This is a genomic window from Microbulbifer mixtoriginis (SeqCode) (assembly GCF_052466715.1).
Map to the genome: position 1 here is coordinate 3426840 of NZ_CP174288.1, position 26005 is coordinate 3452844.

Sequence of the window (26005 nt, forward strand, 5' to 3'; positions counted from 1 at the left end):
TGATCAAGCTTCGGCAACTTCAGCTTCTACTACCGTTCGCAGGGGGTTCGCCATAGTGTGATAGATGGAAAGCGGGTCTTCGGTGGTGGTTTCATTCATACCAATCACCGCACATTGAAAATTGCCCTTAGCCCAAATTTCATCGGCATTGAGCAAATACGCCAAACAGCTAAAGTCACGTCGCTGGCCTTCGTACAGCAATTGCAGGCGCTCGCGCAGCTGGCGCAACAACTCCTGCTCGGAAATTAAACCTGCAGCGGAAAGCGCACAGATCAAACCAAAACAGCTATTAACGATCAGGTAATAAACAAAAAGGCGGTTGGCCATTTCTTCGTCAATGACATTCTCACTGTCCTGGGCCAGATCAGGCAGATAAGGTTTGAGTAATTCCTCGCCCAGACGGCTATAACCACTGCCTTGACAATCTCTGAAAAAACCAGCCACAGGCAGAGCACCCTCGAAGCTCAAAATCAGATTTTGTTGATGGGCGCCAAATAAAATTCCGAAATCGGCTTGGGCAATTAGCAAGGGCTCAATAACTGCATCGAGAAAAGCCTTAAACCAGCGTTTGCTAGCAGCCTCAATGGAAATACTTTCCTCTCCAGCGAGGCGCTGTACCAATTGCGCAGCCCGGCAGGAAGCACCATTAGGATGATCCTGAGTCAATGTTGCCAACAGGCAGGTATTTTTTGCGGCTGTTTCCAAGAAAGGATTTTCCCGAAACATAACCAGGCTTTCTATAATCTGCTCACCTCTTCTATCGGCAAGCATCAGGTAAGCCGGTTCCGCCAACACCTGGAAGCGCGGGTAGCGGCTGGCAAACTCCTGCCCCAGAGGCGTATCTCTTACTTTTAAGACTTCGAGACCACGCACCATTTCTTTTGGTTGCAGAGTACGCACCGAATTAGTCAGCCTCAGGCTGAGAGAAAACTTGAGCATATAAGGGCTTTGAGCGCTGTAAATTGCGCGCAGTGAAGAGGTTGCCCGCCACGGTTCCCTGCCCTCACCCAACTCAAGAATTTTTCCACTCTCAAGTAATTCGGCCACACGTGGGTCTTGCCCTAGCTGACGCCACTGCCAGGGATGTGCCGGGATAGCAATAAATCCTTCCGGTGCCACCGGAGCACCATCCGTTGCACGCACCAGATCGGCAAACTGCGCCTCGCTAATTTCCGCTCCACTGGCTCCAAGCAAATATTGTGGGTCCACCCCCAGCCACATCAGGGCAAAACTATTGCCAAATTCCGGGGCGTAACATTCGGCATCCTTATCGGTAAATGGATCGCGACTTTTAGGAGTCGGATGGATAGAGTGTCCGCATAAAAGTGCCTGTTCCGACTCGACAAAAGTGAGGGGCTGAGTAAATAGTTTCTCTGTATCTGCGTGACGAGCATCCAGTGCCTGAGCCATATTTTTCACGCTGGCCGAGACCCTGCGAGTAAATTTCGCTCTGGATTCTGCTGTGGCGCCAGGGAAAAAAGCAGGCTCCTGTGCAACCTGCTGCGCCGCATCGGCAAACCCAATAGTTTTGCTGGCACCCTCTGCGTTACGCAATATCATCGGCAGGGTAAACTGGTGCCTGCCACACTCACTGCGATAGGAGACACTCAGCCAGAGTTCGGCACCACTGGCCGGTAGAGGAATATGCACCGCCGGTACACTGATCCCTTGTGGAAGTTGCTCGCCAGCTCGTTCGTGCCAAATACCGCTATCTGTCTCTCGCAGTAGCGCATTGAAGAAGCAGTTGGCTGACATTCTTTCCGCAGCCATATTGACCTCCGTATCCCCGGCGGTCATAACTGGATTTTGAGCAAAAGCATCGCCGTCGACGCCGCCAGTGCTGGCTGCATCGGATTGAGGATTATTCATGGTGGTGATTCTTTATCGGCTAAATCTAAGTGAGAATGGTTTGCATTAGCCTTATGATGCAGGTAAATTTCTCGCACTTCAAGCCCATTGCCAGAGAAATTATCTGGCTGTGAACTCTTGCACAGGAAAGGGTCGCGTTTTTCTGTGATTTTTTATGAATTTGTTGTGGAGTCCCGGATGCGGAGATCCCTGAATCACCCCAAACATCACCTGCGTAAAATCAATATGGTGGTGGCCAGCCAGGGAGCTGCCCAGGTTGTTCTACTGACTCAAATTCCACTCATCGTTGAGCGCTGTGGGCTGAGTCTGGCCAGCATCGGGGGGTTAGTGGCCCTAGGTACTTTTTGCCTGATGATTGCCGGACCACTCTGGGGTGAAATGGGAGACAGGGTTGGCCGCAAGCCAGTACTACTCGCAGGGCTGACTGGAGCACTGCTGGCCCAGTGCCTCTTTGTGGCCCTGTTGGTGGCCATGTCCCAGGGGTACCTGGAGGAAAGTAATGCCCTAATAGCTCTGGCAATCAGTCGTGTCATTTATGGGTTGAACGCTGCGGCCATCTACCCCTGTTGCCAGGCTTGGGCTATTGACCTGGGGGAGCCGGAAAAGCGTTTATCAATTCTTTCAGGCTTGAGTGCGGCGGCTAATCTGGGACGAGGACTCGGGCCACTACTTGCCTTGCCGGCTCTCCTCGCTGGCGCTCTTTGGCCTCTGGCGTGGCTGATATTGCTACCATTCATCACCCTCGTTTTAACCGCCGGTCTGCCGAAGGGAAAGAGCCATATTGCAGAAACAGAATCCTCTGAAAATTCCTCCCTCCCTCCTGGTGCTCTAGCCCTTTTTGCCACCGCTCTGCTCGGTACCGTTAGTGTTGGTCAGCTGCAGGTTGTCATGGGACCTGCTCTTAAAGATCTCTACGGTCTCAGCGCCATGGGCGCCTCATCAGCTACTGCCGTATTGTTGGCTGCAGTGGCGATTTGTGGGTTCCTGGTTCAGATTGGTCTGGTGCGCAAACTCAAGGCGCCGCAAATGAGTTTTATGTTGGGCGTAAGCTCCCTATGCACAGGCACCATCTTGCTCTCCAGTACCCTAGGTAGCCTGCTCGCAGCTGCCGGCCTGCTGATCTTTGTGGTGGGGATTGCCTTTTTGGTACCGGGCTACAGCGCACTTTTGAGCCAAGCGAATCGACGCGGAGGCCGGCTATTTGGATTTCTATCACTGATGCACACCGGCGGTTACACTATCGGTTTTGCCATCGGTGGCTGGCTTTATGAAAGGGATCCGCAGCAACCTTTAATGGGATTACTGGTCAGCGTCTCACTTATCGCGCTTTTTGCACTACTCAGCAGCATAATCAGCAAGAAAAAGAAAGTGGGACAGACCCAGTACACTGCCAGGTAACAAAGTTATTGCTTAATTTGAAAAAGGGTGGCCTGTGCCACCCCTAAAGATTCAGAGATACCGCTGCCAGAATTCGGCCTGCCCAAACTCTTCATCCAGCGTATAAGGCTTGAACCCCGACTTGCGATAGGCATTCTTCGCGGCAAAGTTTTTTTCCAGTACTTCCATAGTCAGCTTACAGCCCCCTCTCTTTTTTGCCTCTAACGCCACAAAGTCCATCATGGCAGCGCAAACGCCCTGCCCCCGGGCGCGCTCACTGACGATAACATCGTGAATATTTATCAGCGGCATACAGGAAAATGTGGAAAAGCCGGTGAAACAATTAACCAAACCCAAGGCCTCATTATCGCTATAGGCGAGCACGCTGAAAGCACCGGGAAAATTTGCCAATTTAGATACCAGCTCATTGCGACAAGGCTCTGGCAATGGCCCCCCTCCACCAAAAGGATGGCGGGAGTATTCATCCATTAAATGGATAATATCCTCAGCCTGATGGCTGTCCGTATAATTTGCCAAAACTACACGCAATGCGCTGGAAGTCTCCGGGGTAACCAAGGCCATTATTATTCCTCCGACTTTTTCCACCTGGGAAATGCAAAAGTATTGAAAAGCGAGTATGTAAACAAATTTTTGTTAATTTGACGATTATTACTGTCAAATAAGATCCACACCGCTTTTAAGCGCTCTTTTCATTTCCTGGTTAATTTATCGGAAACAGCAAAACTCAAGCCAAGGGCTCTCTTTCCAGTTCTCGACTAAAGGGGTCCTCTCCACCATTCATTGGTTCAATAGCTCCTTCCTCTTCATCAGAATAAGAGGTGTATCCACGCAGCCGAGTCCGCCGCGCCTGTAGCTGGCGCATACGCAAACGGTGCCGATCAGCAAATCCAGAGCGCAAGGATGTGCGCTGTCGCCTACCGGGACCGGAGTGATTCCTTCTCGCCATCATTTCTCCTTAAATTGAGACCCAATGCTAAAACATAGTCATCTTTCAGGTTAGCCCATACCCTCTTGGCCCGCAGGAATAAAGCCGCTATCCTCCCAACATTATGTCCAATTAGTCATATCAGGATACAAACCCATTGCACCCGCTAGATCATCTATTAAAAAATAATCAGAACTGGTCCGAGGCCACCCACAAGGACAACCCGGACTTTTTCTTAAAGCTTTCAAAGCAGCAATCACCGGAATACCTTTGGATTGGCTGCGCAGACAGCCGTGTGCCCGCGAATGAAATTGTCGGGCTTTTGCCCGGTGAGCTGTTCGTACACCGCAATGTCGCCAATGTGGTGGTGCATTCTGACCTCAACTGCTTATCCGTTTTGCAGTACGCGGTAGAGATTTTGAAGGTCAAGCATATTATCGTGTGTGGGCATTACGGCTGTGGTGGCGTACAGGCGGCACTACACAACGAACAGCTTGGTCTAATTGATAACTGGCTGCGCCATATCCAAGATGTTCGCGACAAGCACCACACTCTGGTTGACTTATTCCAGGAACAACAGCGTACAGACCTACTGTGCGAGCTCAATGTCTTGGAGCAAGTAATCCATATTTGCCAAACGACAATAGTACGCGACGCATGGCGCTCAGGTCAGTCACTCTCCATTAACGGTTGGGTCTACGGGCTAAAAGACGGGCTCGTACACGATTTGGGGATTTCCATTCGCCACCCAGGAGAGATTGCAGACGTCTATCAAAATGCACTGACAAATATTTCCCAAGGCAAACACGATTAGCAGCACCCTCCGACGATCTCCCTTATATTTGCCCTAAAGCCGGTTGCCCTACAGCCGGCTACTGTCTAGCTAGCACGGGGGCACCATGCCAGACTATCGCCAGTGGGAATGTCAAATCTGCGGCTGGATCTACGATGAAGCCAAGGGCTGGCCTGAGGATGGGATAGCCCCTGGTACCCGTTGGGAAGATATCCCCGAAGACTGGTGCTGTCCCCAGTGCGGAGCACACAAGCAAGACTTTGCAATGTGTGAGTTGGATAAAAAAGAACCCCCCCCTTCTCCACTTGATACCGCGCTTGACTCCCCATTACCAACTCATCAGGGCACAGCTACTTTTCGCCTCTGGGAGTGCATGGTGTGCGGATGGGTCTACGACGAAGCCAGGGGGTGTCCAGAGGAAGGCATTGCTCCCGGCACCCGCTGGGAGGATATCCCCGAGGACTGGAGCTGCCCGCAATGCGGAGTGGGTAAGGAAGACTTCGACATGGTGCTGGTGACTCCGGCATCAAAACCTATAGAAAATGACACTGAGCTAAGTGGCGGTGAAGTCTCCAACGAGAATCAAGCCCCACTAGTGATTGTCGGCACAGGCCTGGCCGGCTATCACCTAGCCTTGGAGTTTCGCAAGCTCGATTCTGTAACCCCCCTGGTTCTGATTTCCAGTGATGACGGGGCCTTTTACTCTAAACCCCTTCTATCAGCCTCCCTTTCCCATGGAAAAACAGCCCAGCAGTTATGCCAAACCAGTGCCGAAGAAATGGCGCGTAAATTGGACGCACAGATTCTCGTACATACCCGTGTTACTTCAATTTCCCCCCACAGCAAAACATTACAGTTGCAGCAGGATGTTGATAACCACGTAACAGATATTCCTTACGACAGGTTGATATTGGCGACTGGTGCCCACTGCCGCAAATTGCCGGCTATCGCGGGCAATGCCCACGCAAGGCTATTTAGAATTAACAACCTGACAGACTACCACCGCTTTCGCACCGCGCTCGTTGGCTGCCAGCGGGTCCTCCTGATCGGTGCAGGTCTGATTGGTTGTGAGTTTGCCAATGATTTGGTGCAAGCCGGATATGAAGTGGCTGTGGTAGATCCTAAGGAGTGGCCGCTCGCCTCTCTCTTGCCAGAAGCTGCCGGTCGCGATCTCCAGGAAGTCCTAAGTAACAGTGGCGTTCGTTTTTATCTGGGAAAATCCATTCGTTCCCTGAATCAGAATCCTAAAGGCATTGAAGCCCTGCTGGATAACGGTGAGACGCTAGTGGCAGATATCGCCCTGGCGGCACTGGGTCTTGAAGCCAATACTGCCCTGGCTGAAACTGCGGGGCTGAAAATTCAGCGGGGAATTGCCGTAGACCGGAAATTACAGAGTAGCAATCCGCATATATTTGCCATTGGCGACTGTGCGGAGGTAGAGGGGCACCAGCTGTTTTACGTCGCTCCCCTAATGACTTGTGCCCGCGCCCTGGCTCAAACCCTTAGCGGCAATCCCTGTCCCGTACACTACGGCGTTATCCCGGTTGCGGTTAAAACAACCCTGCGCCCCACAACCCTCTGCCCTCCCCATCCAGGCGCCGAGGGCAGCTGGCAAGTATCTCAAGACACAAAAGGCGTCTGTGCCGAGTTTCGCAACAGTAGGGGAGAACTGCTCGGTTTCGCACTGACTGGCGCCGCAATTACAGAAAGGGAGCGACTGATAAGTGAGTGCATGCCGCTTATGGACAATAAGTCATTCGAATAACGATATTCGAGCTTCTTTTACTAGCTTGCGAGGCAAGACGCGCAATCAGTACGCTTTTGCCGTAAAATGGCTGGCTAGCACAGTTTTTGTACAAGCAACCATCGTATGTCGACAGAAAGAAGCTCCATTATCACCCCCTCCCCTCAACAAAGCCGCCTGCTGCGCGATACTCTGGGCCAGTTCGCTACTGGGGTCACCGTTATTACCACGCAGGACTCTGAGGGACAGCCTGCGGGGATGACCGCCAACAGCTTTAATTCAGTATCTCTGGACCCCGCACTGGTTCTATGGAGTATCGACAAACAATCACTGGGCTACGAGGCCTTCACCAGCCGCGAACACTTTGCAGTACACGTACTGCGCGCAGATCAGCAACACGTTTCCAACCTGTTTGCCGGTCGCGGGGCCGATAAGTTTGGGCAGATTCAGTGGAGCGAGGGCCCAGATGGAATACCTCGACTGGAAGAGTGCGCCGCCTATTTCCACTGTCGCCGTGTCCAGTGTATTGAAGGTGGGGATCACACCATCCTGCTGGGGGAAGTTTTGGAGTTCAGTGCTTTCGGCGGCGAACCCCTAATATTCCACCGCGGACGCTATCGCGCCTTGTCTGGAGAATAAAAAATCCAAAGTCTCCACCATCAAGACTTTTAAGGGGGCACTCTGCCCCCTTTTAAATATTCCAAACCTATAAAGGTATTTGCCTGTCTGCATAGGTTAACAACCGATAGACTTAAATCACCCTTGCCTCATCATTTAATAATAAGCTTTTAAAAATTATCGGGGGGAGTTAAGCAACAATGAGCCCAAGCACACTTTTCTGTTTTGCCCACCGGGGGTACCAACGCCAGGCCAGTGAAAACACTTTACAGGCCATCAGCCAAGCATTGGCGTTAGACGTTGATGGTATTGAAATCGATGTCTGGAATATTGGTGGGCAACTCTTGGTAACACACGATAGGCGCCTGGGTAGACTACTTTCCGGCAACGAGCTGATAACTGATCTACATCCAGATGCCCTGCGCCAACGCCTCCTACCCTGCGGTAATAACATTCCAACCCTGCGTGAAGTACTGGAGTTAATCGGTAGTAACGCCCAACTCAATATAGAGATCAAGGGTCCAAATTCAGCTGCGCTAGTAGCCAAAGAAATACAAACATTTGTCAGCGACAAGGGCGCAAGCTTTGATCAATATATTGTTTCCTCTTTTGATCACCGACAACTCCACGAGTGCTTACAACTGATACCCAATGTGCGCCGCGGAGTTTTATTCAGTGGTATTCCCCTCGACTTAGCCGCGACCACAGTGCCTTTGAAGGCATATTCCCTACATACCAACTTGGATTTTATCAGTGCTGATTTGATTGCCGATGCAAAACAGAGAGGCGTAAAAAACTATGTCTTCACGGTTAATAGCCCTGACGACCTGATACTCCTAGCCTCACAAGGTGTGGACGGTGTTTTTACTGATCAACCAAAGATAGTACTGAACTTCAATATGCAGGTTCTTACGGGTGGAAAATCGATCTGAGTCTTCATAGAGATTGGCCCATGAACAAAAAAACCCGGCAAATACCGGATTTTTTATTGCTTACAATAAGTACTTCAGAGTAAATTTTGATTGGCAACGGCTATCAATTAATGAAGGCTTGATACCAGTCCCCAATCAAAAAACCCAATCCACTAAAACTCTGCACTCGCACGGAGATACCAAAAGCCGCCGTTAAAACCAAACGGTGATGTCAGAGCATGGCGAACGCCTAAATATTGCAGAGTACCGTCTTGTTCATCATCGGGCTGCACATCAAAAATATTTTCACCACCTATGGATAATTTATAATTTTCATAGAGAGTAAAGGTCGCCTCCAAGTCCACCAAAATTTCACTACCATAACTGTAGGTATCCGTAGCATCACCAGGACCAAACAAACCACCAGTAGACTCCCAATCACTGTAGCGATTGAATCTTAAGTAGCCGCTAAACAAATCACCTGTATCAAAATCAAAAGTCAGAGTTGTGCGATCACTGGGCACCTGATTTTCCAGGTCGAAGACTCTGGAGGCATTAATCGTATTAGTTTCTACTTTACTCACTTCTTGCTTATTGTGGTTGTGACGTAAATCCACAACCAGTAAATTACCTGCCACTTCAAAATCACTGGTAATGGCCAAGTCGATACCTGAAACTTCTGAATCGTATGCATTGACAAAATAGTTGGCATTGCTGTCTTTCAATAAGGCAGCATCCTCTACCCCTGCATTCTGTAGCAGCTCGATTTCTTCTGCGCCGATTTTATTGTTACGCAATGCAAGGCGGTCTTCGATGTCAATGTTGTAGTAATCAAGAGTGACGCTGGTATTGCTAAACGGCGTAAACACTGCCCCTAAGGTAAAGCTGGTCGACTCCTCTGGCGTCAACTCTTTTGCCCCCAAGGCCATTGCTACCGGATGGTCCACCGGATAGGTACCACTCGGAATCAGGTTACCACTGGAATCTGCAGTGGTAGTGACATTAAGGGTATTCACTTGCCCTGGTGTTGGCGCACGGAAGCCCGTATTCACTGTCCCGCGCAGTGCAAGATTCTCATTGACATCGTAACGAGCTGAAAGCTTCCAGTCGGAGGTGGAACCAAACTCATCATATTCTTCTAAGCGCAACGCCACGCCAAGGGTTAATGCATCAGTAACATCCGCTTCGAGGTCGATATAAGCGGCAATACTCTCAATACTGAAACTACCGTCTGAGTCTTTGGAGAACCCCTGAAAACCATCTGAGCCTACACCAAAATACACCGCCGTTGGGCCAACCTCAGTAGATGCAGTATCACCAGCTCCAATTGAATAGGTTTCCTCACGCCATTCAGCCCCAAAAGCAACATTCAGTGGGGAGGCAAAGGCAGCAACATCAATAGGTTTCACAAAATCTGCATTTAGACTGGACTCTTCCTGGGTGAGGGTGCCCGGTTTGAAACTAGTGGGTGACAAAACCCCGAGGCTGGGATTAATAGAGTTTTTCAATACATATTCCACCTCATTCTCTGCAACACGAGCACGCAAATCCCAGGTCAAACCATTTTGAAATTCTCCACGAGCACCTATTACAGCGGAGATATCCTGAATTTCCGCACCAAATTGCGGATTGTAACCACCCGGGAATTGAGTATAAATCGGATTGCGCAATACATAGCCACTGGGGCTGGAGTCATCCGCTACCAGGTAATCGGACGGATTTAAGCCTTGAGCGACGATATAATCAATCAGTGACTGAGGGGCTGGATCTGGCAAATAGTCGATACTTCCCGGATCTGCAGGGTCATTGGGCATATCAACTTGTAAAGTACCACGAGCTTTAAACTCATGTTCAGGGTCTAATACTGGACCACGATAAAAGAAGTCAGAAATTGTTTCATTATTCGAGTATCCAAAATTTCCGTACAATTCGATATTGTCATTAATTTCAAGGCCGCTGTTGACGAAAAATTTCAGTGCCTCCACATCCGGGTCACCCCAACGTTGGCCGAGCCCATCAAGGGGAACTAGGTTTTCACCAACTACAGAACCCACAAATTCCGCATCTGGGCGAGCCCCCCCCCGCCAAGTTTTATCCGCCTTGGAATATTCTACAGTGGCATTAACAAACCCCTGATCAAAAAGGTTGAAACCAGCATTAGCGGCAAAAGAATTACGACTTCCATCTCCCTCAAAATATTCGCCGGCCTGGGCAGAAAAAGCAAAACCTTCAGCATCATCCTTTAAGATGATATTAACCACGCCGGCAATAGCATCGGAGCCATACTGGGCCGAAGCACCATCACGCAGCACCTCGACTCTTTCGATAGCCAGTGAAGGCAACGTGGAAAAGTCCACCGCCTGAGCTCCCTGATTTACCGTACCCAAAGGGGCCAGCTGTAAATTCACCAGGGCAGAACGATGCCGACGAGTGCCATTGACCAGTACCAGTGTTTGGTCCGGGGACAAATTACGCAGGGTTACCGGGCGAATAAATGCCGTACCATCGGCGATGGGAAAGCGCTGGGTATTAAACGAGGGGGCTATTTTTGCCAGAGACTCGGTGAGGTCAAAGCCTGCTTGATCTGCCAACTCCTCTCCGCCAACTACGTCAACCGGTGAAAGAGTTTCTGTTGGGGAAACACCTTCCTTACGGGTACCGGTAGTAATCACCTCTTCCATAGTACGATCATCGGCTGTCGAAGATTTTTCATTCCGATCCTGCGCAAAAGCACCTGGAGCAGTCAGCGCGATGGCGATTGCCAACGATAAAGGTTTTAGCAAATGGATTTGCATATTTCCCGTCCTCTCTTCTCATTATTAATTCGGACAGCACACCACGGGATATCCCTGATAAGTGATGCACAGTAATTTTTATGCGCACAATTTCAATAACTGTGCGCGACTTATTTCTGTGGGAATATGTCAGTTCGCCACGATAGCTGCAAATTTTGACGTCAGTGCTAAAAGCCTTTCACTTTTTGGCATTTTCCCCCGTTCGATTAGACAACAGTTACTCTGGAAACCAAAATCCATGGCGTTTAAATTAATTTATAGCAATGGCTGTCAGAGCCGACTGCCAGCCTTAACTGCCAATCATGTCATTTTTTTGCTGATATTTTAAAATCGAGGATGGAGACAATAGGCCCAGGGAAGAAAATTCCCTGGGCCCTCTTTTTTTATTGCGGGGTATAGGTGACATCCAGCTCAAAGTTGGAAGTTTGACGGCTGTATCCGCGAACCATGATAAATGCTTGACTATCACCGCTCGGCACTTGTAGCGAACAATTTTCAGCTGAACCATTCTCGTAGGGCCGGCAATCGTAGTAGCGCCAGGTTGGGACTGCTCCAAACCGCACGTATAGATCAGCGTCATTGGTGCCGGTCATATCCGCAACAAAATTGGTTGCCGGTGTCACGCTAAACGGCCCGTAATGCTCCTCTCCACCACGAGTCACACTGCCAGAGAAGCTTTCCGTTTTCTCCTGACCTGGATCGGGATCCGGGTCGGGATCAGGACCTGGATCATCGCCAATGGATCCCTTGGCCAGCTCTGCCACATAAGCGGCAGCCAGTTTGCCGAACTTCACAGCGTGATTTGCATCGCCACCACTGTTGGCTAAAGTGTCATTGACAGTGTGGATATAAGGATTAGAGCCATTAAATGTGGCCTCGAAAGGGAAAGAGGCCGCGAAGCCCTGGTTGTGCCAGGAGGCATGATCCGAACAAGCATAGCCACAGGTAGTTGTGCCGACACTAAGGTTCCCCAGATAGGTCTGAGCAAGATCTTTCAGGAAGGCATTCTGTGAGCTGTTGGTGTAATCACCAATAATATAGATATCACTGTTTGAACCATAATAATTGGTCATATCCAGTTGTAGAACACCAACCACATTTTTATTTTGGTTCTTGTAATCCGTAGCAATATCATCGGAACCACGCAAGCCAACCTCCTCTGCCGCATACCCCATAAAAGCCAGAGTTTTTGCAGGCTTGTAACCTGTTGCCACTATGGCATTCACCACATCGGTCAGAGTGGCGATACCCGAGGCATCATCATCGGCACCCGGTGCCCTGGTGCCTTCCCCGGTACCCCAGCCAACGGTGGAATCCAAATGCGCCCCCAATACCACGATTTCATCAGGGTTTGTTTGCCCCTGAATAGTGAGAATGACCGAAGGCTGAGCCCAACTATGGCTATAGAGCTGCACAGATGCATCGCTGCGAGAGCTAGTCAATGCTTGCCATTTATCCCGAATCCATTCAGCACCAGCTACGCCTGTAGTAGTGGTGTAATAGCGATTGGTAAAATTGGAAAGGCTGGTGATTGTCGAGCGAATATTTGCCTCAGAGATTTCCGCCTGTAGGGCATTCACCACATTGGCATTATCAATGGTATAGCTGGCAATACTCGACACAGTGTTAGCCAGTGGAGAGAGCTGCGCAGTTTGCGCCTCCTGCAGGGAATCATGCACCATAAAGCCACCACAACGATTGTGGCTATTATGCATTATCGTAGAAATTTCGGATAAATTATCCTCATTCACCTTCAATATGGTTATACCATTGCGCTCTCCTAGTGCATTCAGGGGCTCCTTAGCCATTAACGCACTGCTTTTTTTCAGGGATTGATAACCGTCACTGCCGATCGTTATCCACAAGTCCTCAGCTAAAGTTACACCGGGTACCACCAGTAACCCTAGTAGCGATGTACAAATCATTTTTTTCATTATCTTCTCCACATTGATTGATTCCCCCAGCGTAAGTCGGCAATTTCCCAAAAAACGCTGGGAGGCACTGGAGATTCATGCAAAATCCTTGCACAAACAGCATGCTTCGATGCCGACGAAGTTAAAAAAACCCATAAAAAACGTTCTTAAATACGCAACCTGACTCAAGAAGAAATACTGTACGACATATGGATTTATTTTTATTATTTAAACTTTGATAAACGCTGGGGTTAACAGATAGAAAAACTCAATAAAAATCAAAGAAACAAGTACCAACAGAAAAATGGTACTTGAACAATTTAGCACCACTCACCAAAAAACAAATAATAATTTTTAAGACTGAAGAGAACTTAAAAAATTCTGAATATAAAAAGTTTCGCTATTGTGAATAGAGAAGAACAAACACCAGGCGAATTAAATCCAATAAAGGGCTAATAGAAAACGATCGAAATCACTCAACATAATAAACTCTGTTGGATTAGACAGGGCCTATCGAGCAATGAATTACACTGCCTTCTTAACTCTATGCTTCAACTCTTGCCCCTCTTCTTTTTCAACTTATGTAGAGAGTGCAGAGACACTTTGGTATCGCACAAGGTTTATGAGCCTTTAACCCATTCTCTTCAGCTTACAGTCAGGTTGGCTCAGGTAACTTGCCCTTTTATCCCGATCATAGGAAACAGCAGTGAAGCTAAGATTTGGAACCCTTTCTTTGGTCGCCATCACGCTCTTAAGCACCGGTTGCGCCACCATGAGCAAAGATGAATGCCAAGTAGCCGACTGGCAGGCACTGGGTTATGAAGACGGCGCGGAAGGAAGAGGATTGAGTTACATGGGCAAGCGACGGGAGTCCTGTGCAAAGTATGGCGTTCAGCTCAATACCAGTTCCTACCGCAACGGGCGGGATGAGGGGTTAGAACTTTTTTGTACAGAGCTACGCGGCTTTTCTGAAGGGCGTTCAGGGGAAAACTACGCCGGCGTTTGTCCCGCGGGCCTTGAGGGGCTCTTTCTGAAAGGCTATGAAACCGGCCGGAATCTTTTCATTGCCAAAACTGCAGTTGAAGAAATTGAAGCGGCTATTCATGATCGGGAGCTGGAACGTGAGCACCTCCTAGATGACATGACTGAAATAGGTGCCCAACTGGTTGAAGATGAAGCGACACGCGAAGAGCGGGTCACCATGCTAGCCGACATCGCACGCCTTAAGGTGCGCCATACAGAGCTGGGACTAGAGATTGACGACCTACTATTCGAGCTGACACAAAGACAATTGGAATATCAGGATTTATTGGCTATATCTCCCTACCCACAATAAGTAACAGGGTAAACCCGGGCGGAGGAGAAGAGAAACTGTTCATTAAACGACCTGGAGCATGAACAAATTAGTTATTAACGCTACTCTTCAAATAGCCCTAACTGTAAAGAGTTATTATCTTCCGCCTTTAAATAAGTTTCTAATGCAGAATCCAATATAATTTACTGCAGTATAGTTTTATTTTATTTTTGTTCTAAAATAAACGGCTGAGACAAAACTCTAACCGTATCTAGCTAACACTAAATTCTCTGGGCTCTGTCTATTTAGTGTCTATAAAAGCAGTCATTATAAAAAGAAGACTAAAGAAATTGCTTATTTAGTCCCTAATTTTTCCCCGCATCGCCTTTACTTGAGAGCGGCGATTTTTATTTTTCAGGCGCCGCTCCTTTGAGCCTCGACTGGGTTTCGTCGCTATACGTGGCTTATCCACCCTGGATACCTGCTCGACCAATTGCTGTAAACGCTCCAAAGCATCTGCCCGATTTTTCTCCTGGGTCCGAAAGCGCTGCGCCTTAATAACCACAATACCATCAGCTGAAACTCTCTGATCACGTAATTGTAGTAGCCGGGACTTAACCGCCTCAGGCAGAGAGGAGTTTCTAATATCAAACCTTAGGTGAATTGCACTGGAGACTTTATTTACATTCTGACCACCCGCCCCCTGGGCACGGACAGCGCTGAACTGCACATCAGCCAGGTTAATCTTTAGACGGGCACTTAACATAATTTCAAATCCAAAACCAACTCGATGACCATCAGGGTGAGAACTTATATTTTACTGAAATTCATCACTCTTTAGGACACTCTCCTTTCGGTACCCTGGTACCCCTCATTCTTAGAAAAACACTTGCCCTTCCCATTAATCAGACGCACCATGAATCGAACGATTAAAAAGCCATAGCGCATTTACCTAAAAAGAATCATTCAGTACTATTGCGCCACTTTGTGCGTGCCTCAAGGCACCCCAATTTTGGGATGACCAAGCAGCCAGCCACTTAACCCGTGACTTATTTTATTGTCTGGGTCAAATCCGCTAGTATTGCCAAGCTTCCTTGAGGTACAGGAACAAAAAACAATAAAGATGCACGCCCAGTTGTTTCCTCTGGATTCCTCCCGATGTCTCCGCGGGTGTGCCATTACCGCGACTAGGAGAAAACCATGCCTAACGCCAAGCGCAGCCTTGCGGCGGCTATTGCACTTGCATCCCTTACCAGCGTTTCTGCAATTGCAGAAGAATCGGCCTTCAGCCAGGTTATTGCTTTTGGTGACAGCCTCACCGACGTAGGCAACTACGATGTATTCACTAATGGTGGCGATGCAAATGATATCGCTATCAATATCATGTCCCAGAATTTGGGGCTGGGCCCTGTTACTCCCTCTTGCGCAGGCCTATCGCTGTGCCTCCCTGAGGTCAATGAGAATTTAAGCCAAGAAGAACTACTGGCCTCGGCTAAAGCACAAGTAGCCAATGCTTTGCCTAATGTTGGCACTGGCTGGGCCGTAGGGGGCCATAAGGCAGCTGATGTTCTTCTTAATATTGTTGGTACCGAAAATTACCTGGCTTACTTGGAAGCTAATGGGCTGACCTACAACCCCAACATGCATAGTTTCGCTAGCGCTCTACTGCCAGACCCCACACGCGAAACTGCGACAGGACTGTATGCGGACTTAGATCAATTGGGATTATTGCTCCAAGGACCTACTAAGGTTGCAGAGCTCCTTGCAGCCGCAGAGCAATATGAGGCCGCTGGTGATGCTGTAAATGCGGCAACGTACAAGGCCATGGCAGATGGCCTACAAGCAATGATTGATGCCGCACCCGCCGCTATTATTGCGGATTCAGGCACTACCGGTAACCCTCACCCCACTGGACGCGGTTACTTGGAAACCACACTTGGTACTGTTGATGCCAACGCCCTTTACTGGGTAAATGGCGGCGGCAATGACTTGCTGAGCGGCTTTACAAGTGTCGCTAAAGGTGAAATGAGCATTGAGGAAGCCACCGCAAATGCAGGTCTGGCATCCGTGATGCTCGCGAGCGCTGCCGGCGCTTTATCCAACGCAGGGGCTAACTATATTCTGGTATCCAATGTGCCGGATATCAGTAAGACCCCAGTAGTTTTCGCAAAAGTTTCTTCTGACCTCAAAAAAGCTGTAGAAGCAGGGCAATTAACTCAGGAGCAGGCGAGCGCTCAACTTGCATCCACCCTGGAACAAGCTAGCAAGGCTTCCGAAGACTTTAATGCCAATCTGCTGGCTCAAGCCAAAGATATCGACGGCGTTCTAATGGTCGACCAAGCCGGCCTGCTCAAGGTGGCCCTGAATAATGCCGGCCAACTGGGCCTGTCTACAGAATTCGACCAGGGCCAATATTGCTTTGACGGCAGCGGCGGTGATTGCATTGAGCACCCTGTATACGGCATTAGCCAGGACACTGCCGATGCATCCAAACTGATCTTCAACGATACCGTTCACCCCACCCAAGTTGGTCAGCAGGTTCTCGCCGACTACTACACCGCTATTGTGAATGCCGCTCAGGTCGCCGGTCAGCTGCCTGACATCGGCGCTCAGGCTGCTCGCACACACATTAACAGCCTGGATGAAAACCTGGCTGGTGTACGCTATAGCCAGGCCCAAACCGCAGTATTTGCTGGTGGCATTTTCGGTGATATCGATTACGACAACGGCTTTGCCGCCGATATGAGCGGCGATAGTAATGCCAACCTGATCGGTATGACCTACGCCCTCCGCGACAACCTGGAACTGGGCTTCGCGGTGAGCCGCTCCGATATCGATGTGGATAACGCCCGCTCCGATATCGAGTCCACCTCTACCAACTACAGCTTGTTTGGCCGCTTCCATCACGATGTATTCTTCGTTGAAGGTAGCATGACCCTGACCGATGTAGACTTCGACCAGGCAAACCGCGCCCTGACCCTCGGCAATAATTTTGCTTCCGAGCTGGAAGGCGATACCTCCGGTGAAAATACCACTCTGAGCCTGACGGTTGGTGCCAATCTGTTCAGCGAAGCAAGCTTCCAGCTAGGGCCCTTCATCGGCGTAACCCGAGCGACCATGGAAGTTGACGGCTATACCGAAAAGGCCATCGAGGGCTTTACTTACACCGACTCCATGGGTAATGAGTACGACCCCCTGGGCATGAATTACGGTGACCAAGAGCGTGACTACAACACCTTGCGCTTCGGTGCTTTTGCCAATAAGAGCTGGAACACCATCAATGCCTACGCGCAGGTTTGGTATGAAGATACCAACGGTACTGACACAGATACCCTTGTGGTAGGTGTTAAGTCTATGGCTGGTAACATGAACGCTATGCCCAGCTATTCAAGCGTGGACCAAGGCCTCTTCGACGATGGTATGGGCCTGATTGCTGGTATTCGCTGGCAAGCGGCTGACTCCCTCGCTTTAAGTGCCAATGTGACCTCACGCCCAGCGGCTGAGCAAGCATCGGTCAATGTTACCTACCGCTTCTAATCCAGCGATAGAGCTAACACTCGCGCCCCTCAGGGGGCGCGACTCTCTTCCCTCTCCTAACAATTAAGTTCCTCCCGAGCCTCCTTCTCGCTATATAAACAGCTTACCGGCACAATACAAAGCCAACCCTTATTGTGAAAAAAACCAGTATGTTTCAGATCACAACACCTAATTTAGTGATCAGTGAGCTCTGTGAAAGTGACTCGAAACTGATGCTCAACCTACTCAATGATAAGGACTTCGTGAGATATATTGGCGATCGCGGAGTGCGCACTCTTGAGCAGGCTAGTGATTACATTAAAAAAGGGCCAATAGCCATGTACCGCAAGTACAACTTTGGTCTCTATAAAGTTGAACTTGGTAATGGTATCGGCATCGGTATATGCGGCTTAATCAAGCGGGACTGTCTTGATGATGTAGATATTGGCTTCGCTTTCTTAGCAAAATATAGAGGCAGAGGCTACGCGTTAGAGGCAGCACAAGCCGTGCTGGAATATGCTCAACACCAATTAAACCTAGAGCGAATTGTCGCGATCACGCCACCCGAAAACACATCCTCAATAAAGCTGCTGAAGAAAATTGGGCTTCAAGTAGAGAAAAAGATTGTTTTACCAGGGGAAACAGAAGAGCTTCTCCTGATGGCATGGGAAGCTTAACAGAATAACAGAAGTCATTTGGTATCCAAAAATACTGCAACCAATAAAGACCAACTCGTGAAAAATGACTGGATAGAGTGTCTCTTCTGAGCCGACAGTTTCAACCACCGGCTCAGCGACCTAAACTTAGCCTCTCCAGCTTGGCATCAGGTCCAGCTTCCAACCATCTTGGCTTTTTATTATTCTGGGGGCATTGATTTTATATTTCATATCCATGTACTCCATCGTAATAACAAGTTTTGCCCGCTCAACGCCAAACTTAGTTTCGATAGAGTAGTCAATAGACTCCAGATCAGCCTCATCCCAATCAAAGGAATGATTTTTACTTTTCAATAGGATTTTCTTGTAAGCGGTTTGAATTCTACTTTTCTGGGTACGTATATAATCTGCACCCTGCATCTTTTCTACCAACTCATTGGTTCGCTTCATAAAACCTTTTTTACTGGATTCACGAATATCAGCATTTAGAGCCAACTCAATCAAACCTTCATGATCTTCCGCTGTCATAAATAAATCGTTGTAGCCTTCCTGATCCTGGGAGGTTAGCGCATCTACAAGATCCTCTGCCAAATCCTCTGGCGTTGAGTTTTCTCCACAGGAGGCTAGAAATATGACAGATAATACCAGCACAGCTATTTTTTTCATTTATCCCCTCAATCTAAAGACCATGAACAGGGGGCGGATAGTAGGCATGAGAACAATACCAATCAAGAGGTTTTATGCTGACAGTAATCACACGTAATGACACTGATTGACTACAGCAGTAAAACTTCAAGATGGCTATTCTTCATTTGAACCCAGAAGTCCCTTCTCTTTATATCAGAACTCCAAACCAAGTTATGAACTGCGTTGATTGGTAGCTTATCACCAGAGACAAGTCCAATCTTTACCAGATATCGCTCCTACAAATCCAATCAAAATACAATTAAAAAATAAATTTTTACTTTTGAGCTTTTCGATTAGTCAATATCTAGGGCTGGCATCCTGGCCAAAATATTAAATAGTATTTATTTGTAGAAACATTGCATCTGAAGATATAGCCGACACGGTCAAGAATCGTGAAATTTCGAAAATGAATATAAACAACTAATTTTAAATCATAATCATCTATTTAAATCATTTCCATTGAGCAATTGCACTATCAATTCAAGACAAATATGATAAAGCTTTAATGCCTTACAAAAATCATGGCTTCTTTATTGACATGCCACGGCGCTAAGCTAGTCTCCAACTTATTAATCTAGGAGAAGAAAGCCATGATAATCGCGACAGATATGCCTGAAGTGAGCAAATGTGCCGCAACTCAGTGTGCCTATAATGCTAATGATGCCTGCCACGCCAGGGCGATAACTATAGGTGAAGGCGCGGACCCAGATTGCGACACTTTCTTCACTAATTCCAGGCACACCCGCAGTTCCCGCACCGCGGGTGTTGGCGCTTGTAAAATGGAAGACTGTAAATTTAACGATGACTTCGAATGTTCAGCGGACCGTATAGAGGTTGGGCGCAATGGCAACTCAACAAATTGCCTAAGCTATACCCACTGAGCCTGGATCAGCTGGCAAGTTCCTCCCCAATAATAAAGCCCGAAAGCTATCCGCTATCGGGCTTTTTCTTTTAAGGCATTACACGATCTTAATCTACAGCTTGTAAATCCGGTTGAGACTTCTCTTTGATATCCCGGGGCTCCCAAACTACCCCTTGAGTAGTCGCATGCTGCTTAAAGAGTGGTTGATAATGGGATTCCAGCACTTTGCGTTTAATTTTTAGAGTGGGAGTCAGAAATTCATTTAACGGAGTCCACTCCTCCTTACAGATAAAAATTGCCCGGATACGTTCATGGTACGGTAAACGCTCATTAACTGCTTCCAGTATACGTCGCAACTGTTCATTGACCTCAGTACGAGGAAGCTTTTCCGCAGATTCCGATATGGTCGCCAACATCACAGGTTGATCCATACCATGCCCCAACACACAAAGTTGTGCCAAAAGGGTCTCATTACCGAAGTGTCCCTCCAGTAAGCTGGGCTGAATAAATTTTCCTTTACTCGTTTTAAAAGTTTCAGAGATCCTGCCTGTAATATGTAGTAAGCCCCTCTCATCGATAAAACCAGAATCCCCGGTATGGTAATAACCATCCCGAATGGCTTCTGCAGTTTTCTCTGGCTCCAAGTAATACCCTTTCATCAGAGAGCCGCTTTTGAAAAGGATTTCACCCTCATCAGAAATTTTCACCTCGCAACCGTGGTAAGGTTTACCCACCGTACCAGGCACTGGGTCCTCACCCGGCATCACAAAACAGCCATAGATAAAGTTTTCCGTCATCCCATAGCCATCAGCTATCTGCATCCCCATACGCTCATACCAGCGCAATAGCTCGATGGAAATTGGTGAGGCACCGCTTACCAGCATTCGTGCCTGATCCAGTCCAAGCCCGGCACGTACCTTATTTTTTAACCAACTATTCAGGCCCGGAATTCTGAGCAGTACATTTTGCAACGCAGGCGGAATCTTCTCGTCAATTCCCTCCTTAAACTTGGTCCACAATCTGGGAACCGAGAAGAACATAGTTGGCTTGGTGCGCTGTAAGTCTTCGAGGAAAGTATCCAGGGACTCCGGAAAATGTACCGGCGTACCTGAATAGAGACAGTGGAATTCCACCAAGATTCGCTCTGCGGCATGGGCCAAAGGCAGATAGGAAAGCACGCGGTCGCTCTCATTAAAGCCATAACCACGAATCATATTGGGTACTACAAAGACTACCGACGACCATGTATGCATCACGCCTTTGGGATTACCGGTAGTGCCAGAGGTGTACATAATGGTGAAGAGGTCATCCTCATTAAAAACGGGACTTTCCTCATAGCGTTCATTAGAGGCGATAACAGCTCCCAACTCTTCATCGCAGTGTATTTCACAGCGCTGAATCGCTACCGAAGGTAGAGTGTCCGCCACTTCCTGAAGAGCGGCATTGTTATCTGTAGCTCCACAAAAAAGCAATTTCGACTCGGAGTGCTGCAAAACATAAGACATAGAGGATGCAGATTGCCCAGGATACAGAGGCACGCTAACCATACCAGCAAGCATGATACCTACATCAACAATGATCCAGTCAGCACAGTTTTTACCGTGAATTGCAATTCGATCGCCTGGTTCGAATCGGCTGCGCAGGTAGCCCGCGATACGTCTGGCCCGATCCATTACCTCACGCCAGGTGTAGTCCTGCCACTCGCGGCGCTGCATCTGACGAAGAAATACCGTTTCCGGTTCTTCCGCCTCTCTCTTGTAGAGAAGCTCCAATGGCTGCAGGCCCTTCACCTTCTCGTATCGCTCTTCTGGAGTCATCGCTTTCTCTCTCATTATTGTGTTTATTATGGTTTGATATTGGGTAGCACTGTAAGACCCTGCACTTGGGTACTAGCAGCGACTTAAATTCCAGGTCGCCAATTCAATTGACCGCGCACCTAAATCACCATTTTAGTGCACTCTGACTAGCAGCTTTCTAAGAGGTGCAGTCACAAATATATAGGTCAACGTCAGCTTATCGTTATTATTTAACTTAAAGTTACTGAATATGCTCGCTTAGTGCAATTACTAAGCACTAGGAATAGATGTACCATTTCAGCAAGAGTGTAGACTACCCAGTCCGTTGCAATGAGGTTGCAATAAGACAGTATCTGGTGCACTTTTTGTGGAAAGGCAAAAGCTTGAGTTAATGAAAAAACTTAGAAAAGCTTACGCGGCAAGAGCTGACTAGCCAGTACCAACTATAATCACGGTAGTCATAATTGTGAATACTTATATTCTTATACTTTCACACTTGAAAAAATCTAATTACTTTCCAGACTAAACCGTCAAAGCAAATGTGTGTTCCCAGAAATGACAAGAGCTAAACAGTATCGTTTTTTTAAAAGATAAAAACTGGAATTATAATCGAATCAGCAAACCATCGCTGACTCTGACTAAAGCTTCGCTAGAAACACTCAACCAGTGAAAAACATTTACTAAATTAAAAGTTATTTTGAATAACTCACTGCTGCAAAGAACTTTATGCGCAACAGAGTTGAGAGGATAAAGGATGAGGAAGATAAAAGTTATAATTAAAGTATCTTAAAAAAGAGGAAAGCTCATCCAACTCTCTCCTCTTTTATTTCCTTATTTTTAGCTTACTGTCTCACCATGAGCCTGCTTATCCGCATGGTATGAAGAACGTACCAGCGGACCACAAGCGGCATGCTTAAAACCGATTTGTTCTGCATAACGACGATATTCCTCAAACTCATCCGGATGTACATAGCGCTGCACGGGCAGGTGCTCTTTACTCGGCTGCAGGTACTGACCGATTGTGAGCATATCGATATCATGCTCGCGCATATCGTCCATTACCTGGAAAATCTCTTCCTTTTCCTCACCCAGGCCCACCATCAAACCAGACTTGGTTAGTACATCCTGGCGACGTTTTTTGTACTCTTGCAGCAGCTTTAGGGACCACTTGTAATTGGCACCTGGGCGGGACTCACGATAAAGGCGCGGTACGGTTTCCAGGTTATGGTTGAATACATCCGGTGCCTGCTTTTCAAGGATATCCAGTGCAATATCCATGCGCCCGCGGAAGTCGGGGGTGAGGATTTCCACTTGCAGGTTCGGGGAGAGCTCGCGCGCCTCGCGGATACACTCGGCAAAATGCTGGGCACCCCCATCGCGCAGGTCATCCCGATCCACCGAGGTAATAACCACATAACGCAGACTCATAGCGGCAATGGCCTCCGCCAGATTCTTGGGCTCTTCCGGGTCAAGAGGGTTGGGCTTACCGTGGCCAACATCGCAGAAGGGGCAGCGGCGGGTACAGATTTCCCCCATGATCATGAAAGTGGCAGTACCGCCACTAAAGCACTCACCCAGGTTCGGACAGCTGGCTTCTTCACATACGGTGGAGAGTTTTTGCGAGCGCAAGATACTCTTGATGCGATCCACTTCTTTTGAGGCTGGCACTTTCACCCGGATCCAGTCGGGTTTGCGCAGCACAGTATCACTGGCAATAACCTTGACTGGGATACGCTCTACTTTGTCACCATCACGCAGTTTCTCCCCCTGTTGAAGGCGGCGGGTGCGCTTTACCGGCACCAGATCGGGTTTATCAGCCATTACTCAATTCCTGCTGTTCCGCGCTCAGTTGCGCCAATACATGTTCTTCAAGTGGCTGCCACTTTGCCGGGGGCAGCTCCAAGGTACGCAGTAATTCGCACACAAAAATTTCCGCCACCTGTTCCCAGGAGGGTACTTGTGGCAATAACTCGGCCATCTGCACCATTTGCATGCCGGCATATCCACAGGGGTTAATTCGGAGGAAAGGGGCCAGATCCATATCGATATTAATGGCAATACCGTGGAAGCTGCAGCCGCGGCGCACACGCAGGCCTATGGAAGCAATTTTATTGCCACTGCAAGGCCCTTCCGTCAGGTAGACCCCTGGTGCATCAGCACGGGGCGCAGCTGCAATACCCAAGGTTGCCAGCATAGCTACCGTAGCTTTCTCCAAGGCCGTCACCAGATCGCGCACGCCGATTTGGGCGCGACGTAAATCCAGCAATGGATAAACCACAAGCTGGCCGGGGCCGTGATAGGTCACCTGGCCACCACGGTCCACCTGCACCACTGGGATATCACCGGTATTCAACAGATGCTCTGCCTTGCCGGCCTGCCCCTGGGTAAATACCGGTTGATGCTCCACACACCAAATTTCATCTGCGCTACTTTCATCACGAAGATCGGTATATCGGGACATGGCACGCCAGACGATCTCGTAGTCCCGCCGGGCTAGGTTGCGGACAATGGTCATCAAAGCACCATATGAACCGCAGGATGTACTTTCAACTCCTCAAAGAGGGCCTTGAGCTGGTCCTCACCTGTAGCGAGGATAAAAAAGGTCATCGAGGTAAACTTCCCACTGCTACTATCCCGCAGAGTAATACGCTCCTCATCCAAACCGGGGGCATGGCGACGCATAACTTCCAGAACGAACTGATGCGCGTCCTCATTGGCATCGCGTACCACTTTGACCATATAGTCTTCGCAAGGGAATTCAATCTTCGGGGGTTTCTGATTGGGATCTTGACTCATACCACTCTCCGGGACCGGCCTTTGGACATTAAGAAAAGCTTAGGTGCAGCCGGGCGGCGATTATACAGTGAGCGCAGGGCAGTGGACAGGGAATGACAGAGGAACTGGTCAGGGAACCGGGCGAGCCGGCCAGGGAGGCAAAATTGCCACCCCCGGCTGGTCAAAACTGAGCAAATTTAATTGAAGAAGCCCATAACAAAGCGCTTGATAGAATCCCACATGCGCTTAAAGAAACCGGCTCGGTCTACCTCTTCTGCGGCGACCGCTTTAACATCCGCGACAGTTTCACCATCGAGAGTCACAACAACTTTACCAACAGACTGACCCTTCTCGACCGGAGCTTCCAACTCTCCATCCACAATCAGGTCGGCCTTGATACCCTCTTCGCCACCGCGTGGGATAGTTACAAAAATATCCTTCTCAACCGCTATGCCAACACTGGGTTCTTTACCACCCCAGACACGCTCGGTCTGCAGTACTTCGCCCTGCCCATATACTTTGTGGGTCTGGTAGTAGCGGAAACCATAAGCCAGTAGCTTCTGGGTCTCTGAAGCGCGTTTTTCATCGCTATCGGTGCCTACCACGATGGCTATCAGGCGCATACCGCGCTTCATGGCAGAAGCCACCAAACAGTAGCCAGCCTCTTCGGTATGGCCTGTTTTAATGCCGTCTACTGCGGAATCACGCCACAATAGGCGATTGCGGTTGGGCTGGTTGATACCGGAATAACTGAAATACTTCTCGGAGTAGATGTCGTAGTGCTCCGGGTGGTTGGCAATCAGAGCACGTGCGAGAACCCCCAAATCCCGGGCAGTGGTCACATGCCCCTCAGCCGGCCAGCCAGTAGCATTGACAAAATTGGTGTTCTCCATCCCCAGCAGTTCGGCTTGCTGGTTCATCACTTCAGCAAATACCTCCTCACTACCTGAAACATGCTCAGCCAGGGCGATACTGGCATCATTACCAGACTGGATAATAACGCCGCGCATCAGGTCCATAATCGGTACCTGGTCGCCAACCTTAACGAACATCTTAGAGCCGCCCTTGCGCCAGGCTTTCTCAGAGATACGTACCTTGTCATCTTCTTTAATGCTGCCTTTGATCATCTCTTCCGAGACAATGTAGGCCGTCATCATTTTTGTTAGGCTGGCAGGAGGAACCTCCTTATCAGCCTCGTGTTCCACCAATACCTGACCGGTATTGGCATCCACAAGCAAGTAGGAGGTAGCCGCCAGCTGGGGCGGCGCTGGAATAAGTGATTGCGCCTGGGCTAGGCCCGCACAAAGCAACAGAAAAGAGCAGGCGATAATCCGTGTGATCATAGGTGAGAGTCTCGTTAATCCTCGTGTTCGTTGGCTGGCTGTTAACCTATTACTTATTTTAAGCGATTAATTCACAGCGAAGGCTTATCACCTTATGCCGTGAGCCAGTA

Annotated in this window: 21 protein-coding genes; 9 read left to right on the top strand and 12 right to left on the bottom strand. The window is 48.8% G+C overall.

Annotated features, from left to right (window positions below):
* Positions 1 to 3 precede the first annotated feature (3 nt).
* On the bottom strand, positions 4 to 1869 hold the full coding sequence (locus ACJJH9_RS15170; protein ID WP_444923266.1) for an IucA/IucC family protein: 1866 nt from the start codon (positions 1867 to 1869) through the stop codon (positions 4 to 6).
* A 177-nt stretch (positions 1870 to 2046) separates the two neighbouring features.
* Here ACJJH9_RS15170 and ACJJH9_RS15175 point away from each other — a divergent pair, with 177 nt between their 5' ends.
* Positions 2047 to 3267 carry an MFS transporter gene (locus ACJJH9_RS15175; RefSeq protein ID WP_444887038.1) on the top strand — a complete coding sequence of 407 codons (1221 nt, stop codon included), beginning with the start codon at positions 2047 to 2049 and terminating at the stop codon, positions 3265 to 3267.
* 51 nt (positions 3268 to 3318) lie between these two features.
* On the opposite strand, the gene ACJJH9_RS15180 is transcribed toward ACJJH9_RS15175, so the two are convergent.
* Both ACJJH9_RS15180 and ACJJH9_RS15185 read right to left on the bottom strand, forming a co-directional pair.
* Positions 3319 to 3828 carry a GNAT family N-acetyltransferase gene (locus ACJJH9_RS15180; RefSeq protein ID WP_444923267.1) on the bottom strand — a complete coding sequence of 170 codons (510 nt, stop codon included), beginning with the start codon at positions 3826 to 3828 and terminating at the stop codon, positions 3319 to 3321.
* A gap of 163 nt (positions 3829 to 3991) precedes the next feature.
* Positions 3992 to 4213, bottom strand: coding sequence for a hypothetical protein (locus ACJJH9_RS15185; RefSeq protein ID WP_444887040.1), 222 nt, complete (start codon positions 4211 to 4213; stop codon positions 3992 to 3994).
* A gap of 136 nt (positions 4214 to 4349) precedes the next feature.
* Between ACJJH9_RS15185 and can the strand changes: the two genes are divergently transcribed.
* The 4 genes from can to ACJJH9_RS15205 all read left to right on the top strand — a co-directional run bounded on the left by can (position 4350) and on the right by ACJJH9_RS15205 (position 8279).
* A complete protein-coding gene (can, locus tag ACJJH9_RS15190) occupies positions 4350 to 5006 on the top strand; it encodes a carbonate dehydratase (protein ID WP_252083105.1) in 657 nt (218 codons plus the stop codon).
* 85 nt (positions 5007 to 5091) lie between these two features.
* On the top strand, positions 5092 to 6750 hold the full coding sequence (locus ACJJH9_RS15195; RefSeq protein WP_444923268.1) for an FAD-dependent oxidoreductase: 1659 nt from the start codon (positions 5092 to 5094) through the stop codon (positions 6748 to 6750).
* A gap of 105 nt (positions 6751 to 6855) precedes the next feature.
* A complete protein-coding gene (locus ACJJH9_RS15200) occupies positions 6856 to 7368 on the top strand; it encodes a flavin reductase family protein (RefSeq protein WP_252083106.1) in 513 nt (170 codons plus the stop codon).
* 179 nt (positions 7369 to 7547) lie between these two features.
* Positions 7548 to 8279: a glycerophosphodiester phosphodiesterase gene (locus ACJJH9_RS15205; RefSeq protein ID WP_444923269.1), complete on the top strand. Its 732-nt coding sequence runs from the start codon at positions 7548 to 7550 to the stop codon at positions 8277 to 8279.
* A gap of 152 nt (positions 8280 to 8431) precedes the next feature.
* On the opposite strand, the gene ACJJH9_RS15210 is transcribed toward ACJJH9_RS15205, so the two are convergent.
* Positions 8432 to 11053, bottom strand: a complete 2622-nt coding sequence (locus ACJJH9_RS15210; RefSeq protein WP_444923270.1) for a TonB-dependent receptor plug domain-containing protein — start codon at positions 11051 to 11053, stop codon at positions 8432 to 8434.
* A gap of 383 nt (positions 11054 to 11436) precedes the next feature.
* Positions 11437 to 12987 carry a M20/M25/M40 family metallo-hydrolase gene (locus ACJJH9_RS15215; protein WP_444923271.1) on the bottom strand — a complete coding sequence of 517 codons (1551 nt, stop codon included), beginning with the start codon at positions 12985 to 12987 and terminating at the stop codon, positions 11437 to 11439.
* Between the two features lie 685 nt (positions 12988 to 13672).
* Here ACJJH9_RS15215 and ACJJH9_RS15220 point away from each other — a divergent pair.
* Entirely contained in the window at positions 13673 to 14302 is a 630-nt protein-coding gene (locus ACJJH9_RS15220) for a DUF2799 domain-containing protein (RefSeq protein ID WP_444899987.1), read from the top strand.
* Positions 14303 to 14618: 316 nt separating this feature from the next.
* Here the strand turns inward: ACJJH9_RS15220 and arfB are convergent, their stop codons facing one another.
* A complete protein-coding gene (gene arfB, locus ACJJH9_RS15225) occupies positions 14619 to 15026 on the bottom strand; it encodes an alternative ribosome rescue aminoacyl-tRNA hydrolase ArfB (RefSeq protein ID WP_444923272.1) in 408 nt (135 codons plus the stop codon).
* Positions 15027 to 15460: 434 nt separating this feature from the next.
* Between arfB and ACJJH9_RS15230 the strand changes: the two genes are divergently transcribed.
* Complete coding sequence (locus ACJJH9_RS15230) at positions 15461 to 17797, top strand: autotransporter outer membrane beta-barrel domain-containing protein (protein WP_444923273.1); 2337 nt, start codon at positions 15461 to 15463, stop codon at positions 17795 to 17797.
* A 149-nt stretch (positions 17798 to 17946) separates the two neighbouring features.
* Positions 17947 to 18453, top strand: a complete 507-nt coding sequence (locus ACJJH9_RS15235; RefSeq protein WP_444923274.1) for a GNAT family N-acetyltransferase — start codon at positions 17947 to 17949, stop codon at positions 18451 to 18453.
* Positions 18454 to 18579: 126 nt separating this feature from the next.
* Here ACJJH9_RS15235 and ACJJH9_RS15240 read toward each other — a convergent pair whose 3' ends face one another.
* A complete protein-coding gene (locus ACJJH9_RS15240; protein WP_252083114.1) occupies positions 18580 to 19098 on the bottom strand; it encodes a hypothetical protein in 519 nt (172 codons plus the stop codon).
* A 611-nt stretch (positions 19099 to 19709) separates the two neighbouring features.
* On the opposite strand from ACJJH9_RS15240, the gene ACJJH9_RS15245 reads away from it, so the two are divergent.
* A complete protein-coding gene (locus ACJJH9_RS15245) occupies positions 19710 to 20000 on the top strand; it encodes a DUF1540 domain-containing protein (protein WP_252083115.1) in 291 nt (96 codons plus the stop codon).
* Between the two features lie 88 nt (positions 20001 to 20088).
* On the opposite strand, the gene ACJJH9_RS15250 is transcribed toward ACJJH9_RS15245, so the two are convergent.
* The 5 genes from ACJJH9_RS15250 to ACJJH9_RS15270 all read right to left on the bottom strand — a co-directional run bounded on the left by ACJJH9_RS15250 (position 20089) and on the right by ACJJH9_RS15270 (position 25895).
* On the bottom strand, positions 20089 to 21798 hold the full coding sequence (locus ACJJH9_RS15250) for an AMP-binding protein (protein ID WP_444923275.1): 1710 nt from the start codon (positions 21796 to 21798) through the stop codon (positions 20089 to 20091).
* Positions 21799 to 22614: 816 nt separating this feature from the next.
* Positions 22615 to 23598, bottom strand: coding sequence for a lipoyl synthase (lipA, locus tag ACJJH9_RS15255; protein ID WP_444923276.1), 984 nt, complete (start codon positions 23596 to 23598; stop codon positions 22615 to 22617).
* Positions 23591 to 24292, bottom strand: a complete 702-nt coding sequence (gene lipB / locus ACJJH9_RS15260) for a lipoyl(octanoyl) transferase LipB (protein ID WP_444923277.1) — start codon at positions 24290 to 24292, stop codon at positions 23591 to 23593. Before lipB ends, lipA begins: the two co-directional genes overlap by 8 nt.
* Positions 24292 to 24573, bottom strand: coding sequence for an HP0495 family protein (locus ACJJH9_RS15265; RefSeq protein WP_444889550.1), 282 nt, complete (start codon positions 24571 to 24573; stop codon positions 24292 to 24294). Before ACJJH9_RS15265 ends, lipB begins: the two co-directional genes overlap by 1 nt.
* Before the next feature lie 176 nt (positions 24574 to 24749).
* On the bottom strand, positions 24750 to 25895 hold the full coding sequence (locus tag ACJJH9_RS15270; RefSeq protein WP_252083120.1) for a D-alanyl-D-alanine carboxypeptidase family protein: 1146 nt from the start codon (positions 25893 to 25895) through the stop codon (positions 24750 to 24752).
* Between the last annotated feature and the right edge of the window lie 110 nt (positions 25896 to 26005).

What these genes read in the sequence shown, in the direction of transcription:
- ACJJH9_RS15170 (WP_444923266.1), bottom strand. Translation starts at nt 1,869, where the DNA reads ATGAATAATCCTCAATCCGATGCAGCCAGCACTGGCGGCGTCGACGGC.
- ACJJH9_RS15175 (WP_444887038.1), top strand. Translation starts at nt 2,047, where the DNA reads ATGCGGAGATCCCTGAATCACCCCAAACATCACCTGCGTAAAATCAAT.
- ACJJH9_RS15180 (WP_444923267.1), bottom strand. Translation starts at nt 3,828, where the DNA reads ATGGCCTTGGTTACCCCGGAGACTTCCAGCGCATTGCGTGTAGTTTTG.
- ACJJH9_RS15185 (WP_444887040.1), bottom strand. Translation starts at nt 4,213, where the DNA reads ATGGCGAGAAGGAATCACTCCGGTCCCGGTAGGCGACAGCGCACATCC.
- ACJJH9_RS15195 (WP_444923268.1), top strand. Translation starts at nt 5,092, where the DNA reads ATGCCAGACTATCGCCAGTGGGAATGTCAAATCTGCGGCTGGATCTAC.
- ACJJH9_RS15200 (WP_252083106.1), top strand. Translation starts at nt 6,856, where the DNA reads ATGTCGACAGAAAGAAGCTCCATTATCACCCCCTCCCCTCAACAAAGC.
- ACJJH9_RS15205 (WP_444923269.1), top strand. Translation starts at nt 7,548, where the DNA reads ATGAGCCCAAGCACACTTTTCTGTTTTGCCCACCGGGGGTACCAACGC.
- ACJJH9_RS15210 (WP_444923270.1), bottom strand. Translation starts at nt 11,053, where the DNA reads ATGCAAATCCATTTGCTAAAACCTTTATCGTTGGCAATCGCCATCGCG.
- ACJJH9_RS15215 (WP_444923271.1), bottom strand. Translation starts at nt 12,987, where the DNA reads ATGAAAAAAATGATTTGTACATCGCTACTAGGGTTACTGGTGGTACCC.
- arfB (WP_444923272.1), bottom strand. Translation starts at nt 15,026, where the DNA reads ATGTTAAGTGCCCGTCTAAAGATTAACCTGGCTGATGTGCAGTTCAGC.
- ACJJH9_RS15230 (WP_444923273.1), top strand. Translation starts at nt 15,461, where the DNA reads ATGCCTAACGCCAAGCGCAGCCTTGCGGCGGCTATTGCACTTGCATCC.
- ACJJH9_RS15235 (WP_444923274.1), top strand. Translation starts at nt 17,947, where the DNA reads ATGTTTCAGATCACAACACCTAATTTAGTGATCAGTGAGCTCTGTGAA.
- ACJJH9_RS15240 (WP_252083114.1), bottom strand. Translation starts at nt 19,098, where the DNA reads ATGAAAAAAATAGCTGTGCTGGTATTATCTGTCATATTTCTAGCCTCC.
- ACJJH9_RS15245 (WP_252083115.1), top strand. Translation starts at nt 19,710, where the DNA reads ATGATAATCGCGACAGATATGCCTGAAGTGAGCAAATGTGCCGCAACT.
- ACJJH9_RS15250 (WP_444923275.1), bottom strand. Translation starts at nt 21,798, where the DNA reads ATGACTCCAGAAGAGCGATACGAGAAGGTGAAGGGCCTGCAGCCATTG.
- lipA (WP_444923276.1), bottom strand. Translation starts at nt 23,598, where the DNA reads ATGGCTGATAAACCCGATCTGGTGCCGGTAAAGCGCACCCGCCGCCTT.
- lipB (WP_444923277.1), bottom strand. Translation starts at nt 24,292, where the DNA reads ATGACCATTGTCCGCAACCTAGCCCGGCGGGACTACGAGATCGTCTGG.
- ACJJH9_RS15265 (WP_444889550.1), bottom strand. Translation starts at nt 24,573, where the DNA reads ATGAGTCAAGATCCCAATCAGAAACCCCCGAAGATTGAATTCCCTTGC.
- ACJJH9_RS15270 (WP_252083120.1), bottom strand. Translation starts at nt 25,895, where the DNA reads ATGATCACACGGATTATCGCCTGCTCTTTTCTGTTGCTTTGTGCGGGC.